This window comes from Shewanella colwelliana ATCC 39565 (assembly GCF_000518705.1).
GTDB classification, from domain to species: domain Bacteria; phylum Pseudomonadota; class Gammaproteobacteria; order Enterobacterales; family Shewanellaceae; genus Shewanella; species Shewanella colwelliana.
On record NZ_JAEC01000013.1, the window covers coordinates 15,309 to 32,268 of the forward strand.

Consider the following 16,960-nt stretch of genomic DNA (forward strand, 5'->3'; position numbering starts at 1 on the left):
TTTAACTTATAGTTCTGGGCTGATAGCGGGTTTAGTGCGTAAACGGTTTAGCTGCGGTAAAAGTTGTTGCAGTGCCAGTGCCGTTAAAATAAGTCCAAGTCCGATAAACGTAGAGCGGGTAATTGTCTCTTGTAGAATCCATGCAATAAAACCTATGGATAATACCGGTGTGATGAACACCAAGGTACTCATGCTGGCGGTTCTGTCGGCTTTCTTTAATGCAATCAGCCAAAGCACAAACGTCACGCCCATCTCAAACAGGCCAACATAGACACCGGCGGCAAATGCCTTGCTATCCCATACTGGCATAGACTCGGTCAGGAGTAAGGTTACTGTGATAAAAGGCAGTCCGACGATAAAACTAAGCAGTAAGCTTACAACCGGATCGCCCTTATCTTTAGTATTGACTATCCAATAGAGTGACCAGAGTAGGGTGCTGGTTAGGGCTAAGATGACTCCAGTACGGCTATCAAATGCAACATCTGTGATGTGGCCATTCGTGGCGATAACAAAAACGCCTAAATAGGCGATGAGTGCAGCAGTAATGTCACTCTTTCTGAGCTTTTGTTTAAGTAGAGGCACAGACAGAAGTGGTAACAAAATTGCCCAAGTGTAGTTAAGCGATAAGGCTTGTTGCGCAGGCAATAAAGCGTAGGCCTTGAAAAGTACCAAGTAGTATAAGAAAGGATTAAGTAATCCTGTCTGCAGATAAAACCAAGGTCGGGCTAAAAACTGTTGCTTAATTAATGCAAGTTTTCCCATGAAGAGCAAAACCAAACCTAAGGCAACAATAGAGGTAGATACCGCAACGAACACAAGTTGCAGTGGACTGAAGTGGCTTAAGGCAATTTTAAATGCCGTTGCAACGGTAGACCACAGTAATATGGCGACTAGCGCATAAATATAAGCTTGGTTGGATGATTTCACTGAACTTCTCACTAAACGAGACTACATAAATACTGGTTACTTTGTGGCAAGCGAACTCAGTTTTCTTCGATTGTATTCATTATACGCTTGTTCTGCTTTTGTCGGCAGCTTTTAAGATCAAAAAAATGCTCAATTAAGATAATTTTTATGTTTCTCCCCTTGTAATCACTTTTGACGACCCAATATAGGGTGTTAAGGAAAGATAATGGCGCGGAAATTAGGCTTGAAATTTATTTAGCCTACCCCCATATCTGAATCAGATGACAAATTTAGCGTTAGTTAAAAGTTTTTTTGGAGGACTCCATGGGTAAAATTATTGGTATCGATTTAGGTACAACCAACTCTTGTGTTGCCGTATTAGATGGCGGAAAAGCACGTGTTATTGAAAATGCAGAGGGTGATCGTACTACTCCTTCAATTGTTGCATTCACTGGCGAAGAAACTATCGTAGGTCAGTCTGCGAAGCGTCAAGCTGTAACAAACCCAGCTAACACTTTTTTCGCAATTAAGCGCCTAATTGGTCGTCGTTTTACTGATGATGAAGTTCAGCGTGATGTTGATATCATGCCATTTAAAATTATCGGTGCAGATAACGGTGATGCATGGGTAGAGGCGCACGGTAAGAAGATGGCTCCTCCACAAGTTTCTGCTGAAATTCTTAAGAAAATGAAGAAGACGGCTGAAGACTTCCTAGGTGAGCCAGTGACAGAAGCCGTTATTACTGTTCCTGCATACTTTAACGATTCACAACGTCAAGCCACTAAAGATGCGGGTCGTATTGCGGGTCTTGAAGTTAAACGTATTATCAACGAGCCAACAGCGGCTGCGTTAGCCTACGGTATCGATAAGAAGCAAGGCGATAACATCGTTGCGGTATACGATTTAGGTGGTGGTACATTCGATATCTCTATCATCGAAATCGATAGCGTTGAAGGCGAGCAAACGTTTGAAGTACTTGCAACTAACGGTGATACGCACTTAGGTGGTGAAGATTTCGATAACCGTCTAATTAATTACCTAGCTGATGAATTTAAGAAAGAACAAGCAATCGATCTACGTAAAGATCCATTAGCGATGCAGCGCCTAAAAGAAGCTGCGGAAAAAGCTAAGATTGAGCTTTCAAGCACCACTCAAACTGAAGTTAACCTGCCATACATCACAGCCGATGCAACAGGTCCTAAGCATTTAGTGGTTAAGATCACTCGTGCCAAGCTTGAGTCTTTAGTTGAAGATTTGATCGCTCGTTCACTTGAGCCACTAAAAGTTGCACTTGCTGATGCTGACCTATCTGTATCAGAAATCAATGAAGTGATTTTGGTTGGTGGTCAAACTCGTATGCCTAAGGTTCGCGCTGAAGTCTCTGCGTTCTTCGGTAAAGAGATCCGTCAAGATGTTAACCCTGATGAAGCCGTTGCGATTGGTGCAGCAGTTCAGGCGGGTGTACTTGCTGGTGACGTAAAAGACGTACTACTACTAGACGTTACACCACTATCTCTTGGTATCGAAACCATGGGTAGCGTAATGACTAAGTTGATTGAGAAAAACACCACTATCCCAACTAAGGCTAGTCAAACTTTCTCAACAGCAGACGACAACCAAGCAGCGGTAACGATTCACGTACTGCAAGGTGAGCGTAAGCAATCAAGTGCTAACAAATCACTTGGTCAATTTAACCTTGAAGGTATCGAGCCTGCTCCTCGTGGCATGCCACAAATTGAAGTTGCGTTTGACATCGATGCTGATGGTATCTTGCATGTGTCTGCGACCGATAAGAAAACGGGTAAAGCGCAGAACATCACTATTAAAGCCTCTTCAGGTCTAAGTGACGAAGAAGTTGATGCAATGGTTCGTGATGCAGAAGCTCACGCTGACGAAGATGCTAAGTTTGAAGAGTTAGTGACTGCTCGTAACCAAGCTGATGGCATGGTTCACGCGACTAAGAAGCAGATCGAAGAAGCGGGTGATGAGCTACCAAGCGAAGACAAAGAGAAGATCGAAGCTGCGATGGCTGACGTTGACACTGCCTCTAAAGGTAATGACAAAGAAGCGATTGAAAAAGCGACTCAAGCATTAATGGAAGCCTCTGCTAAATTAATGGAAATTGCTCAAGCTAAAGCACAAGCTGGCCAAGGTGAGCAAGCACAGCAGCAATCAAGTGAAGCGCCTGCTGATGATGTTGTCGATGCTGAGTTTGAAGAAGTTAAAGACGACAAAAAATAATTCGGGCCTAGCCTAAATTATTTCTAGCGGGCGTTACGGGGAAACTCTAACGCCCGTTCGTACAACTCTAGCGCAGAAAGTGTGAGATTATGTCAAAGCGAGATTATTACGAAGTATTAGGCGTAGGTCGTGACGCCAGCGAACGTGAAATTAAAAAGGCTTACAAACGTTTAGCCATGAAATTTCACCCAGATCGCAATCCTGGCGACAAAGCGGCTGAAACCAGCTTTAAAGAAGTTAAAGAAGCTTACGAAATACTAACCGATAGCGATAAGAAAGCGGCCTATGATCAGTTTGGTCATGCGGGCGTTGACCCTAATCGCGGCGGTGGTGGATTCGGTGGCAACGCTGATTTCGGTGATGTTTTCGGTGATGTTTTCGGTGATATTTTTGGCGGCGGTCGTCGTGGTGGCCAGCGTCAAGCGGCACGTGGTAGTGACCTGCGGTACAACCTAGAGTTATCGCTAGAAGAAGCCGTTAAAGGCTTAACTAAAGAGCTACGTATTCCAACACTGGCTGCGTGTGATAGCTGCGATGGAAGCGGTGCTAAGAAAGGGTCTTCTCCCACCACTTGTGGTACCTGTCATGGTCAAGGCCAAGTACAGATGCGCCAAGGTTTCTTTGCGGTACAACAAGCCTGTCCAACCTGTCATGGTCGCGGTAAGATCATTAAAGATCCTTGCAACAAGTGTCATGGTGAAGGCCGTGTTGAGAAGAGCAAAACCCTATCGGTTAAAATTCCAGCTGGTGTAGATACTGGCGACCGTATTCGTCTTTCTGGTGAAGGTGAAGCGGGAGAATTTGGTGCACCACCTGGTGACTTATATGTGCAAGTCACCGTGCGTGAACATGCCATTTTTGTTCGTGATGGTAACAACCTCTACTGCGAAGTGCCTATCTCATTTAGCACGGCAGCCTTGGGCGGTGAGATTGAAGTGCCGACGTTAGATGGTAAGGTTAACCTTAAGATCCCATCTGAGACGCAAACCGGCCGTATGTTCCGTCTACGTGGTAAGGGTGTTAAGTCTGTTCGTAGTCATGCTGTCGGTGATCTACTTTGTAAGGTGGTGATGGAAACACCGGTTAATTTGAGCGACAAGCAAAAAGAGCTGTTGCGTGAATTTGACAATACCCTTACTGGTGCGTCAAAGAAACATAGCCCTAAGGCTGAAGGTTTCTTCGATGGCGTGAAGAAGTTTTTCCAAGACTTGAATAGTTAAGTCTATTTGTAAGAAAATAAAAACCTCGCTATGCGAGGTTTTTTTATAGCTAGCTCAATACTACCCAACGACAATAAAGGATTATCGCCCCATGAAACCGCTTATGATGCTTGTTATTTTAACGCTGCTTGCTGGTTGCGCGACACATCAGTCACCTACTGGGCGAGGGCAAACCTTGCTGTTTTCTGCTCAGGAGATGGATCAGATGGGGGCCGCTTCATTTGAAGAGATGAAAAAGCAGCAACCACTCAGTAAGAATCGTCAAGTCAATCAGTACGTGGCTTGTGTTGCTGAGCGAATCACAGCGGTACTGCCGGGCCAACAACCTAACTGGGAAGTCGTTGTGTTTGAGTCTGAGCAGGTTAATGCTTTTGCGCTACCCGGCGGACACATTGGTGTTTATACCGGTTTACTTAAGGTCGCTAATAATCAAGATCAACTTGCGACAGTCATTGGCCATGAGGTGGCCCACGTTTTAGCCAATCATAGTAATGAGCAGGTGTCGCGTGCACAAATGACGGGGGTCGGTATGCAGCTTGCCAACGTTGCATTGGATGCGGGTGGCGTGAGTAATAAAGATCTCTATATGTCAGCGTTAGGCTTGGGGGCTCAGGTTGGCTTTATTCTCCCTTATGGGCGTGAGCAGGAGAGCGAAGCCGATATTATGGGCGTTGAGTTGATGGCTCGAGCAGGTTTTGATCCTAGCCAAAGCATATTGTTATGGCAGAATATGGCTAAAGCGGGTGGCAGCCAGGGGCCAGAACTATTATCGACTCACCCTTCACATGATCACCGAATTGCTGATTTGCAACAGATGCAAGCTAAGGTATTGCCGTTATATCAGAACACACAATCCAGTGTAAAAAATAGCTGTGAGTAAACTGCTATTAATGGGTTTTTTATCACATTCTATGTTAAAATTCCGCGCGAAATTAATTGAATCTATGAGAGTACAATCATTATGTCTGAGAAGTTCACCACAATTGAACAGCACGCAAGCTATGGTGTCGGTCGTCAACTAGGCGAGCAATTAGCTGCAAACTCTTTTGAAGGTATTGATATTTCAGCTGTTCAAGTTGGTTTATCTGACGCATTTGACGGTAAAGAGAGCGCTGTTTCTATGCAAGATCTTCAAACTGCCTTCACTGAAATCAGTCAGCGTATTCAGAAGGTTCAAGAAGAAGCCGCAGCGGTAGCTTCTGCAGAGGGCGATACTTTCTTAGCTGAAAACCAAAAGCGTGATGGTGTTGTTACCCTTGAGTCTGGTCTACAGTACGAAATCATTAACGAAGGTAACGGTGACAAGCCTGGTTACGATTCAACTGTACGTACTCACTACCATGGTACTTTCATCTCTGGTGATGTATTCGATAGCTCTGTATTGCGTGATCAGCCAGCTGAATTCCCAGTATCAGGTGTGATTGCTGGTTGGACAGAAGCACTTCAACTTATGCCTGTGGGTGCTAAGTGGAAGCTATATGTTCCTCATCACCTAGCCTATGGCGAGCGTGGAGCGGGTGCTTCAATTCCTCCATACTCAGCGTTAGTATTTGAAGTTGAGTTACTCGACATCATTTAATAAAAATGCCTAAGCTATCGCTTAGGCTTTTTTTTGAAATAGAAAAACCATTATCAGTCTAGAGCTGTTGCCATAGTGCAGTGTGCGATTGGTATCAATAATTTGTGCAGGGAGAAGTAGATGACAGAGCAAGTAAGAGTGGCTATTACTGGTGGCAGCGGTCGTATGGGCCGAACTCTTATTGAATCGGCCAAGTTAAGTAGCAATATCTTTTTAGGTGCTGCGATTGAGCGTGCTGGTTCGACATTGATTGGAGTAGATGCCGGCGAGCTCGCAGGTGTTGGTGCCATGAATGTTGCTATTACGGATTCTCTTGATCATGCCGTCGATGATTTCGACGTCCTGATCGATTTTACTTCGCCAGAAGCTAGTGTCGTACATACCGATTGGTGTTCGCGTAATGGTAAGGCGATTGTGATTGGAACCACGGGTTTTAATCATGCACAGAAAGAGCAGATTGCTGCTTACAGTGAATCCACTCCTATCGTGATGGCACCCAATATGTCTGTTGGCGTCAACTTGATGTGGCGCCTGCTTGAGTTGGCGGCCGAAGTAATGGGTGATTACACTGATATTGAGATCATTGAAGGTCACCATCGCCATAAGAAAGATGCGCCGTCAGGTACAGCGTTGAAAATGGGAGAGGTGATTGCCGAGGTGCTGGGACGTGATCTTGAAAAGTGTGCCATTTATGGCCGCGAAGGGATCACCGAAGAGCGTAGTCGTGAGACCATAGGTTTCTCAACCATTCGTGCCGGTGATATCGTTGGTGAGCACACTGCGATGTTTGCTGATATTGGTGAGCGTCTGGAAATCACCCATAAGGCTTCGAGTCGCATGACTTTTGCCAATGGTGCAATGCGCGCCGCGTTTTGGCTTGGTGACCAAGGTCCCGGTCTTTACGATATGCAGCAGGTCTTAGGCCTGAAAGATTGATTTAAAAAAACGCCTATATGGCGTTTTTTTTTGAAAAACTTACCCACTAGCTATAGACGAATTTAGGTTTGACCTATAGAATTGACGGAATTTGTCAAAATTTCGTATTTTAGCGAAAGTTGGTATTTTAAATATAACATAAAACCCTATTATTCAGTGGCTTGGCTCTTTTTCGGAGGTCGCGTTGACAAAGTCTGCCTTACTCGTACTCGAAGATGGAACCGTATTCTCTGGCACAGCAATTGGTGCCGATGGTCTTGCAGTTGGTGAAGTTGTTTTTAACACTTCAATGACTGGTTACCAAGAGATTCTTACAGATCCTTCCTATTCTCGTCAAATCGTTACTTTGACTTACCCTCACATTGGTAACACAGGTACCAACAGTGAAGATACCGAATCTAATGCAGTTCATGCATGTGGGTTAATTATTAGAGATCTGCCTCTAATTGCAAGTAACTTCAGAAATCAGCAATCCCTAAGTGACTACTTAAAAGCCAACAATGTTGTCGGTATTGCAGATATCGATACGCGTAAATTGACGCGTATTTTAAGGGAGAAAGGGGCTCAGGCTGGCGCAATATTAGTCGGTGATTTGGATGAAGCTAAAGCACTTGAAGCGGCTAAGGCGTTCCCTGGATTGAAAGGCATGGATTTAGCCAAAGAAGTGACCACTGCATCTCAGTATCAATGGCGTAGTGGAAGCTGGCGTCTTGTGGGTGGTTTACCCCTTGATACCCCTGAGTCCGAGCTTAAGTTTAAAGTTGTTGCCTATGATTATGGCGTTAAACGCAACATTTTACGTATGCTGGTTGATCGCGGTTGTGATGTGACGGTTGTTCCTGCACAGACTTCTGCTGCAGACGTACTTGCAATGAATCCTGATGGTATATTTTTGTCTAACGGTCCTGGTGACCCAGAGCCATGTGATTATGCCATTAGAGCGATTCAAGATATCTTGAAGACTGACATTCCTGTTTTTGGTATCTGTTTAGGCCATCAATTATTGGCACTGGCCTCTGGTGCAAAAACCTTGAAGATGAAGTTTGGTCATCATGGTGCTAACCACCCTGTGAGTAATATCGAACAAGGCAATGTGATGATCACCAGTCAAAACCATGGTTTTGCTGCCGATGAAACTAGCCTGCCAGCTAACATTAAGGTGACCCATAAATCGCTATTTGATGGTTCATTACAAGGTATTCATCTAACGGATAAACCTGCATTTAGCTTCCAGGGCCACCCTGAAGCGAGTCCAGGCCCTAATGATGCGGCCCCATTGTTTGATCATTTCATTGAGTTGATCGAACAGTATCGTCACAACGCTAAGTAGTCCGGGAGAAGGTTTCAGCAATGCCAAAACGTACAGATATAAAAAGTATTCTAATCCTGGGTGCAGGCCCAATTGTGATTGGTCAAGCATGTGAGTTTGACTACTCGGGTGCCCAGGCTTGTAAAGCGCTGCGTGAAGAGGGTTACCGTGTCATTTTGGTCAACTCTAACCCAGCGACCATTATGACCGACCCTGAGATGGCCGATGCGACCTATATTGAGCCAATTCATTGGGAAGTGGTACGCAACATTATCGCCAAAGAGCGTCCTGATGCGATTCTACCAACCATGGGTGGTCAAACTGCATTGAACTGTGCACTGCGTCTAGAAAGCGAAGGCGTGCTTGCCGAATTTAATGTCGAGATGATTGGCGCGACTGCCGATGCGATTGATAAGGCTGAAGATCGCAGCCGCTTCGATGAAGCGATGAAAGCCATTGGTCTCGAGTGTCCACGTGCAGGTATTGCTCGTAGCATGGAAGATGCTTATGGCGTACTCGAACAAGTGGGTTTCCCTTGTATTATTCGTCCATCATTTACGATGGGCGGTAGTGGCGGTGGTATCGCCTATAACAAGGAGGAGTTTGAAGAGATCTGCTCTCAAGGCCTTGACCTGTCACCAACCAACGAACTGCTTATTGATGAGTCGTTAATTGGTTGGAAAGAGTATGAGATGGAAGTGGTTCGTGACCGCAATGATAACTGCATCATTGTCTGTTCAATTGAAAACTTCGATCCAATGGGTGTTCATACGGGTGACTCTATCACTGTGGCACCAGCGCAAACATTAACAGATAAAGAATACCAGCTGATGCGCAATGCATCACTTGCTGTGTTACGCGAGATTGGTGTTGAAACCGGCGGCTCAAACGTACAGTTTGGTATTAACCCAATTGATGGCCGTATGGTGATCATTGAGATGAACCCACGAGTTTCACGCTCTTCTGCGCTAGCATCGAAAGCGACGGGTTTCCCGATTGCTAAAATCGCGGCTAAGTTGGCGGTTGGTTTCACCCTTGATGAGCTAAGTAACGATATCACTGGTGGTGCGACACCGGCATCTTTTGAGCCAGCCATCGATTACGTGGTGACTAAAGTGCCACGTTTTAATTTCGAAAAATTTGCTGGTGCAAATGACCGACTCACCACTCAGATGAAATCTGTGGGTGAAGTGATGGCGATAGGTCGTACATTCCAAGAGTCATTGCAAAAAGCACTGCGCGGCCTTGAAGTTGGTGTGAATGGTTTAGATTCCATTATCGATATCCAAGAAGCCGATGCGCTAACGCGTATTCGCCATGAGCTTAAAGAGCCTGGTGCCGAACGTATTTGGTATATTGCCGATGCCTTCCGTGCGGGACTCAGTCTTGATGATGTCTTTAAGTTAACTAATATCGACCCGTGGTTCTTGGTTCAGATTGAAGAGCTACTGGCGCTTGAAGGCCAAGTAAAAGAGTCAAGTATCTCTAGTATGGACAAGGATTTCTTGTTCAAGCTAAAGCGTAAAGGTTTTTCTGATTCTCGTCTTGCCGAACTGATGGCGGTCAGCGAATCTGAGATGCGCAAGCTGCGCTATCGCCATGAGATCCACCCTGTTTATAAGCGTGTTGATACCTGTGCGGCTGAGTTCTCAACGGATACAGCCTATATGTACTCGACCTACGAGGAAGAGTGTGAGGCTAATCCATCTAACCGTGACAAAATCATGGTATTGGGTGGTGGTCCAAACCGTATTGGCCAAGGTATTGAGTTCGATTACTGTTGTGTTCATGCGGCGCTTGCGCTTCGTGAAGATGGTTACGAGACCATTATGGTTAACTGTAACCCTGAAACGGTTTCAACCGACTATGATACTTCAGACAGACTCTACTTTGAGTCAGTGACGCTTGAAGATGTTTTGGAAATTGTTCGTATCGAACAGCCTAAGGGCGTGATTGTACAATATGGCGGCCAGACACCGCTTAAATTGGCTCGCGATCTAGAGGCTGCGGGTGTACCTATCATTGGTACTAGCCCTGATGCTATCGACCGCGCTGAGGACCGTGAGCGTTTTCAGCAAGCGATTCAGCGTTTAGAGATGAAGCAACCTGAAAACGATACCGTGACAACGGTTGAAGGTGCGGTTATTTCTGCTGAGCGTATCGGTTATCCATTGGTTGTGCGCCCATCGTATGTATTAGGTGGCCGAGCGATGGAGATAGTGTATGACGAGCAAGACTTGCGTCGTTACTTCAATGAAGCTGTGAGTGTATCCAATGCATCGCCAGTATTGCTTGATCGCTTCTTAGATAATGCGACAGAAGTCGATATTGATGCAATCTGTGACGGTAAGACGGTAGTGGTTGGCGCTATCATGGAGCATATCGAACAAGCGGGTGTTCACTCAGGTGACTCTGGTTGTTCACTGCCTCCTTACACGCTGAGTCAAGAGATCCAAGACCAGATGCGTGAACAGGTGACAAAGCTTGCAATGGAACTAGGTGTTATTGGCTTGATGAACGTGCAGTTTGCCGTACAAGAAAACAACATCTACATGATTGAGGTTAACCCTCGTGCCGCGCGCACCGTGCCATTCGTATCGAAAGCAACCGGTGTGCCATTAGCTAAAATCGCAGCACGTGTGATGGCTGGCCAATCACTTGAAGAGCAAGGCTTCACAAAAGAAGTGATCCCACCTTTCTATTCAGTGAAAGAGGTGGTTTTACCATTCAACAAGTTCCCTGGTGTTGACCCATTGCTTGGCCCTGAAATGCGTTCAACCGGTGAAGTGATGGGTGTAGGTGATACGTTTGCCGAAGCCTACGCAAAAGCGCAGCTTGGTGCGACATCAGAAGTACCTAAGTCTGGGCGTGCATTACTGTCAGTGCGTAACAGTGACAAAAACCGCGTTGCCGATTTAGCGGCTAAGTTGATTGAGCTTGGTTACGAAATCGATGCCACTCACGGTACCGCAGTTGTGTTAGGCGAAGCGGGTATTAATCCGCGTTTAGTGAACAAGGTTCATGAAGGTCGTCCTCATATTCTTGACCGTATCAAGAACGATGAATACACCTACATTGTGAACACCACTGAAGGTCGTCAAGCAATTGAAGACTCGCGTCAGTTACGCCGCGGTGCATTGCGTTATAAAGTGAACTACACCACAACATTGAATGCCGCCTTTGCAACATGCATGGCGCATGCTGCGGATGACCGCACGACAGTGACCTCGGTACAAGAGCTTCATCAGCGCATTAAAGGCTAATAGTCTTTGAGTTGCAAAAAGGCCGCTTCGCGGCCTTTTTTATGGCTTGATTTTGGTGTTAGTAATGGGATAGAAAACACAGTTCTATCTGCGCTATGCTTATCTGTGTGTGATTAAATAGCATCTCGCGGCATCACGATATAGAATAGAGCTATTCCATGCATTATTTTACTTAGTCAGTGACCCGACAATGGTCAGGCTGGCTAGGATGCTTTTGTTTTAAGGAGACAATCGTTCCTATGAATAAGGTTCCGATGACAGTTGTTGGCGCAGAGATGCTGCGCAAAGAGTTAGATTATTTAAAGTTCGATAAGCGTCCTAAGATTGCTGAAGCCATTGGTATTGCCAGAGAGCTGGGTGATTTGAAAGAGAATGCCGAATATCATGCAGCCCGCGAAGAGCAAGGCCTGTGCGAAGCTCGTGTACGTGACATCGAAGGTAAGCTGTCAAATGTGCAAATCATTGATGTGACCAAAATGGAAAACACTGGGCGTGTTATTTTTGGTACCACGGTGACCATTCTGAACTTAGATACCGAAGAGGAGTCAACCTACCGTATTGTGGGAGAAGATGAAGCTAACATCAAAGAGAACTTACTGTCAGTGAGCTCGCCTATTGCGCGTGGTTTAGTGGGTAAAAGCTTAGACGATGAAATCTCTATCACCACTCCTGGCGGTACCAGTGATTTTGAAATCATTAAAGTTGAGTACATCTAATTTCATCGTTTGATGTCCATAAAAACCGCTTTATAGCGGTTTTTTTATGTTTGTTTGATATTAAAGCTCATAACAGCGTGATTAATGGTTTTAATCCTTAGAGTGCTGTGTTTATATATCAGCGTAAAGTAATGTAGTGAGTAAGGTGGTTTAGTGCGATTATTGTGGTTGGTAGGATCTATTTTGTTGCTCATTGGGGGACTCTGTTTGTCACCTATGTCAGCAAGTGCGTCTGCCATAAACCAACAGCATACGCTGATCGCTGGGAACAATTTGAATGCTGAGGGTCAGCCACTATCTGTTCAAAGTGCTAAGGTCGATACTGCCACAATGTTTAACATCATGGAGTCATCACTAAAGACGTCACTGGATACAGAAAGTGATGTTCAAGGTCGGCATCTGCAACACAAAGAGAGCAAGAGCTCAGAATATGCGCCGCTGGTGTCGCAACGATTAATCAGCTTCGCACAGTATGAACGTCTGCATAGTCGGCCTGACTACCAACTGGTATTTGAATTTATCTCCCCACCAATTCCTTCATTAACCGTGGGCTATCGTATGGATTTTAAACCTGCCGTCGATTGGCAGCTGCATATTGATGGCTCATCTTTTAGGCTTTCTGCATGGAAAGAATCTAATCTTCTTTACCGTTTATCTCATACCCGCTCCGCTAGCTAAATACTATTAAGCCCTTTCAGGCTTATCAATCGAGAACAGTCCATTCCCGCTTTATCTGGTGGGTCAATACAGCGTGCTTATCTTTAGCACCTGTGAGTTTGTTCTAGCGCTTATCATTTACCTATAAATCGTTACAGGTTATCCGCGCTAAGGCACTGTTCTCGACATTTTAGACGGCAACGCAGATTAGCGATTAACCCACCTTCTAGGGGCGGTTTTTCACTGTTCAGTCGTCGACATTTTGCGTATTTAGTGAAGATAAAGAGCAAAGAAGTATGAGAAAACAAAATAAAGCAACCCTGTTGAACCACTACAGTGTATGGAAGTATGTGCTGTTAGTTGTCACGATCATCATTATGTTATTGAGTGCCTTACCGACATTTTATGGTGAAGATGCAGCCATTCAAGTTAGTAAAGAGGCCGGGCTCAAGCTCGATCCTTTGATGTTGCACCAACGGCTCATTTCCGCTGGGATTGAAGTTAAGCGTATTGATCAAACAATGGGAAAAACCTTGGTCGTGCTCACTGATAGCTCACAGCAGGCTCAACTTAAATCCCTGCTAGTTGAGCAAGTTAAAACCCCATCCGAGGTCACCCTTACACTAGCACCGTCCGCTCCTAATTGGCTGCTGTCGTTAGGTTTTTCTCCAATTAAACTAGGCTTAGATTTACGTGGTGGTGTGCAGTTTTTACTCGATGTTGAGATCGATCCTGTGTATCAATTGCACAACAATACGTTTGTCGAGGCAACTCGACAATTTGTGCGTGATGAGTCTCTCGTTGGAATAACTGTTCAACCTCAGGCTGGCGGGAGTGTACAAATCTCTGCCTCAGACTCGAGGCAACGCCAAAAGTTGCGTCAGTTTATTGCGGCGCAATATCCACATTGGCAAGTAACCAACTCGGGGCTCAATGCACTCGGGGTTAATCTGTCTGATAGCGAAAAAGTCAATATTCGAGATCTGACGGTCAAGCAAAACCTGCAGATAATGCGCAGCCGTATAGAACAGCTAGGCATTACCGAAGCGCTCGTTCAGCGCCAAGGAGAGCAACGCATTCGTATTGAGTTGCCAGGCGTCCAAGACCCCGCTGCGGCTAAGTCAGTTATTGGGGCGACAGCAAGCTTAGCGTTTTATCAGGTGATGCAACCGGGCGCGCTGAATTCCAAAGTATTGGACAGCGAAAAAGATGGACCAGTATCGGTCTCACGACGGGCGGTGCTAGGCGGAGAACATATTGTTGATGCCAGAGCACAGCTTGGCGAGATGGGGTTAGCGGAGGTTGTGATTCATCTCGATAGAAAAGGTGGAAAAATCATGTCAGGTTTTTCACGTGACAATATCGGTAAACCGATGGCGACCTCTTATAGCGAATACAGTCGCGATGATAAAGGCAAAATAAGTCAATCTACCGAGGTGATCAGTGTGGCTACGATTCGTTCTCAGCTCGGTGACCGTTTCAGTATCACCGGAGTGGGGGACTATGCCAGTGCGCAACAGCTTGCGTTGCTGCTGCGGGCAGGTTCGATGACTGCACCTGTTACCATCGCTGAAGAGAGGACTATTGGCCCCAGTTTAGGAGAGGAAAATATTGCTAATGGTTTTTCGGCGCTGGCGTTAGGAGTGGCCTTCACTTTGCTTTTTATGGGGCTTTGGTATCGCCGCTTAGGTTGGATAGCGAATGTGGCGCTTATTTCTAACATGGTGGTGTTGTTCGGATTATTAGCCCTGATACCAGGAGCTGTATTGACCTTACCTGGTATTGCAGGGTTGGTGTTAACTGTTGGCATGGCGGTTGATACTAATGTGCTTATCTTTGAGCGGATTAAAGACAAAATCAAGGAGGGCAGGAGCTTCGCTCACGCCATTGAACGCGGGTTCGACAGTGCTCTATCGACCATTGTCGATGCAAATTTCACCACGATGATCACCGCTATAGTGCTGTATTCCATTGGTAATGGTCCGATACAAGGTTTCGCATTGACCTTAGGCCTTGGTTTATTAACTAGTATGTTTACGGGGATTTTTGCTTCTAGAGCTTTAGTGAATTGGGTATATGGCCGCGATTTTCGCCGCGATGTGAGGGTATAAGATGAACGTAATAAAAATGAGCAAGTTAACCAAGGCCCGTTACCTGTCGAGTGTATTATCGCTAATGATTATCATCTCATCGATAGGTATTATCTTTAGTAATGGCTTCAATTGGGGATTAGATTTCACTGGTGGTGTGGTAACAGAAGTGCGGCTGGACAGCCATATTAAAGCGACTGAATTGAGTGAACTGTTAGCACAGCACTCTGAACAGGAAGTAAGTGTCATCTCTGCCGGTGAGTCGGGTCGTTGGGTATTGAGATACAGCCAGGTTGATGCGAAGTCGAGTACGGATATTGTTAGTGTACTTGCGCCGTTAAGTGGCAATGTCGAAGTGCTTAATTCCAGTATTGTCGGACCGCAAATTGGTCAAGAGCTTGCAGAGCAAGGGGGATTAGCATTACTGGTTGCTATGCTATGTGTTCTAGGATACTTAAGTTTTCGCTTTGAATGGCGTTTAGCGAGTGGGGCATTACTTGCTTTGTTTCACGATGTGGTCTTTGTTTTGGCGTTTTTCTCTTTGATGCAAATGGAGTTTAATTTGACCATATTGGCGGCAGTGTTAGCCATATTGGGATATTCGCTGAATGACTCAATTGTGATTGCTGACAGGATCCGAGAACTATTGATAGCAAAACCGAAAATGGCTGTTGATGAAGTATGCAGTGCGGCGGTGAAAGCAACGTTTTCACGCACTATGGTTACCAGCGGCACGACATTAATTACCGTTGCTGCGCTGTGGGGGATGGGTGGTGTTCCCTTAGAGGGTTTTTCTATCGCAATGTTCCTTGGAATAATGATTGGCACAATATCATCTATTTCGGTGGGAACGTGTTTACCGGAACTATTGAAGGTGAAAGCCGAACATTATCAATTAGCACCGATTAGCCAAACGCCATAATAAAAAAGAGCCGCTGTAGATACAGCGGCTCTTTTTAGCTTACCTAGTAATGAGCTTTTTAATAAATTAAAAGCGCATTGCTGAATTACTTTGCCTTAGGCACAGCAATCTTCATTTCTGGAGATTGACGGAAAAGGACCAATACGTGACCGATTAGCTGCACTTTTACAGCTTGGGTTTCGCGTACGATGGCGTCAACGACTGCATTTTTTAGCTCTCTGTCGCCAGAAGCTACTTTCACTTTGATTAGTTCATGATGAGAGAGTGCATTATCAATTTCAGCCAGTACACCTTCAGTCAGACCATTGGAACCAAGCTGTACAACAGGCTTTAAGTTATGTGCTAAGCCTTTTAAGTGCTGTTTTTGTTTGGTTGTTAAGTTCATTTCTACCAACTTTATGCTGAGTTACTGTTGAAAAACCGCTATTCTACCCTCATATAGCCTTTGTGTAACTTTTATTTGTTGCGGATTTTAAATGTCAGGTAAAAAACGAACAGCAAGTTCCTCCCGTTGGATGCAGGAACATTTCGATGATCATTATGTTAAGTTATCGCAAAAACGTGGGCTGCGTTCCCGTGCCGCGTTTAAAATCGAAGAGATACAACAGAAAGACAAACTGATCCGTCCCGGAATGACTGTGGTGGATTTAGGGGCAGCACCAGGTGGATGGTCGCAAATTGCAGTGAAGTTAGCCGGTGATAACGGCAAAGTAATTGCTTGTGATATTTTGCCTATGGACCCAATTGTTGGTGTCGATTTTCTTCAAGGAGATTTTCGTGAAGAGAAAGTTCTCGACGCCTTACTTGAGCGGGTGGGTGATGCTAAAGTCGATGTTGTGCTTTCTGATATGGCGCCTAATATGAGTGGCACGGGTGGTGTTGATCAACCCCGGGCCATGTATTTGGTGGAGTTGGCGCTTGATATGTGTCATCAAGTGTTGGCACCAAATGGAAGTTTTGCTGTCAAAGTCTTTCAGGGGGAGGGCTTTGATGAGTATATGAAGGCGGTTAAAGAAGCATTTACAACCGTTAAAACACGTAAGCCAGACTCTTCGCGACCGCGTTCGCGTGAAGTCTATCTTGTGGCGACAGGATACAAGTTGTAGTAACCTAACGTCAGT

14 protein-coding genes are annotated in these 16,960 nt (G+C 45.4%); 12 read left to right on the top strand and 2 right to left on the bottom strand.

Features of this window, described 5'->3' with window-relative positions; genetic code table 11:
• Nucleotides 1–6: 6 nt before the first annotated feature.
• Nucleotides 7–927 carry a DMT family transporter gene (locus L876_RS0107470; protein ID WP_028763231.1) on the bottom strand — a complete coding sequence of 307 codons (921 nt, stop codon included), beginning with the start codon at nt 925–927 and terminating at the stop codon, nt 7–9.
• A gap of 303 nt (nt 928–1,230) precedes the next feature.
• Between L876_RS0107470 and dnaK the strand changes: the two genes are divergently transcribed.
• The 11 genes from dnaK (at nt 1,231) to secF (ending at nt 15,839) form a co-directional block, all read left to right on the top strand.
• On the top strand, nt 1,231–3,147 hold the full coding sequence (gene dnaK, locus L876_RS0107475; protein ID WP_028763232.1) for a molecular chaperone DnaK: 1,917 nt from the start codon (nt 1,231–1,233) through the stop codon (nt 3,145–3,147).
• Between the two features lie 89 nt (nt 3,148–3,236).
• Complete coding sequence (gene dnaJ, locus L876_RS0107480; RefSeq protein ID WP_028763233.1) at nt 3,237–4,367, top strand: molecular chaperone DnaJ; 1,131 nt, start codon at nt 3,237–3,239, stop codon at nt 4,365–4,367.
• Nucleotides 4,368–4,458: 91 nt separating this feature from the next.
• Nucleotides 4,459–5,247: a M48 family metallopeptidase gene (locus tag L876_RS0107485; protein WP_028763234.1), complete on the top strand. Its 789-nt coding sequence runs from the start codon at nt 4,459–4,461 to the stop codon at nt 5,245–5,247.
• An 81-nt stretch (nt 5,248–5,328) separates the two neighbouring features.
• Nucleotides 5,329–5,946: a BamJ family beta-barrel-assembly machinery protein gene (bamJ, locus tag L876_RS0107490; protein WP_028763235.1), complete on the top strand. Its 618-nt coding sequence runs from the start codon at nt 5,329–5,331 to the stop codon at nt 5,944–5,946.
• 120 nt (nt 5,947–6,066) lie between these two features.
• Nucleotides 6,067–6,882 carry a 4-hydroxy-tetrahydrodipicolinate reductase gene (gene dapB, locus L876_RS0107495; RefSeq protein WP_028763236.1) on the top strand — a complete coding sequence of 272 codons (816 nt, stop codon included), beginning with the start codon at nt 6,067–6,069 and terminating at the stop codon, nt 6,880–6,882.
• A gap of 184 nt (nt 6,883–7,066) precedes the next feature.
• Nucleotides 7,067–8,212 (top strand): glutamine-hydrolyzing carbamoyl-phosphate synthase small subunit, encoded by a 1,146-nt coding sequence (gene carA / locus L876_RS0107500; RefSeq protein WP_028763237.1) that lies wholly within the window; start codon nt 7,067–7,069, stop codon nt 8,210–8,212.
• Between the two features lie 20 nt (nt 8,213–8,232).
• On the top strand, nt 8,233–11,454 hold the full coding sequence (gene carB / locus L876_RS0107505) for a carbamoyl-phosphate synthase large subunit (RefSeq protein WP_028763238.1): 3,222 nt from the start codon (nt 8,233–8,235) through the stop codon (nt 11,452–11,454).
• Between the two features lie 239 nt (nt 11,455–11,693).
• On the top strand, nt 11,694–12,170 hold the full coding sequence (greA, locus tag L876_RS0107510; RefSeq protein ID WP_028763239.1) for a transcription elongation factor GreA: 477 nt from the start codon (nt 11,694–11,696) through the stop codon (nt 12,168–12,170).
• 183 nt (nt 12,171–12,353) lie between these two features.
• The gene (locus L876_RS0107515) at nt 12,354–12,848 is read left to right on the top strand and encodes a hypothetical protein (RefSeq protein WP_028763240.1); all 495 of its coding nucleotides are present in this window, start codon (nt 12,354–12,356) and stop codon (nt 12,846–12,848) included.
• Between the two features lie 275 nt (nt 12,849–13,123).
• A complete protein-coding gene (gene secD / locus L876_RS0107520) occupies nt 13,124–14,938 on the top strand; it encodes a protein translocase subunit SecD (RefSeq protein WP_028763241.1) in 1,815 nt (604 codons plus the stop codon).
• Between the two features lie 10 nt (nt 14,939–14,948).
• The gene (gene secF, locus L876_RS0107525; protein WP_028763242.1) at nt 14,949–15,839 is read left to right on the top strand and encodes a protein translocase subunit SecF; all 891 of its coding nucleotides are present in this window, start codon (nt 14,949–14,951) and stop codon (nt 15,837–15,839) included.
• Nucleotides 15,840–15,924: 85 nt separating this feature from the next.
• Here secF and yhbY read toward each other — a convergent pair whose 3' ends face one another.
• A complete protein-coding gene (yhbY, locus tag L876_RS0107530; RefSeq protein ID WP_028763243.1) occupies nt 15,925–16,224 on the bottom strand; it encodes a ribosome assembly RNA-binding protein YhbY in 300 nt (99 codons plus the stop codon).
• A gap of 91 nt (nt 16,225–16,315) precedes the next feature.
• Here yhbY and rlmE point away from each other — a divergent pair, with 91 nt between their 5' ends.
• Complete coding sequence (rlmE, locus tag L876_RS0107535; RefSeq protein ID WP_028763244.1) at nt 16,316–16,945, top strand: 23S rRNA (uridine(2552)-2'-O)-methyltransferase RlmE; 630 nt, start codon at nt 16,316–16,318, stop codon at nt 16,943–16,945.
• Nucleotides 16,946–16,960: the final 15 nt, after the last annotated feature.

Bases quoted from the DNA above. Each gene is read 5' to 3' on its own strand.
- greA (WP_028763239.1), top strand. From the start codon at position 11,694: ATGAATAAGGTTCCGATGACAGTTGTTGGCGCAGAGATGCTGCGCAAA.
- dnaJ (WP_028763233.1), top strand. From the start codon at position 3,237: ATGTCAAAGCGAGATTATTACGAAGTATTAGGCGTAGGTCGTGACGCC.
- carB (WP_028763238.1), top strand. From the start codon at position 8,233: ATGCCAAAACGTACAGATATAAAAAGTATTCTAATCCTGGGTGCAGGC.
- secD (WP_028763241.1), top strand. From the start codon at position 13,124: ATGAGAAAACAAAATAAAGCAACCCTGTTGAACCACTACAGTGTATGG.
- dnaK (WP_028763232.1), top strand. From the start codon at position 1,231: ATGGGTAAAATTATTGGTATCGATTTAGGTACAACCAACTCTTGTGTT.
- rlmE (WP_028763244.1), top strand. From the start codon at position 16,316: ATGTCAGGTAAAAAACGAACAGCAAGTTCCTCCCGTTGGATGCAGGAA.
- L876_RS0107485 (WP_028763234.1), top strand. From the start codon at position 4,459: ATGAAACCGCTTATGATGCTTGTTATTTTAACGCTGCTTGCTGGTTGC.
- dapB (WP_028763236.1), top strand. From the start codon at position 6,067: ATGACAGAGCAAGTAAGAGTGGCTATTACTGGTGGCAGCGGTCGTATG.
- yhbY (WP_028763243.1), bottom strand. From the start codon at position 16,224: ATGAACTTAACAACCAAACAAAAACAGCACTTAAAAGGCTTAGCACAT.
- bamJ (WP_028763235.1), top strand. From the start codon at position 5,329: ATGTCTGAGAAGTTCACCACAATTGAACAGCACGCAAGCTATGGTGTC.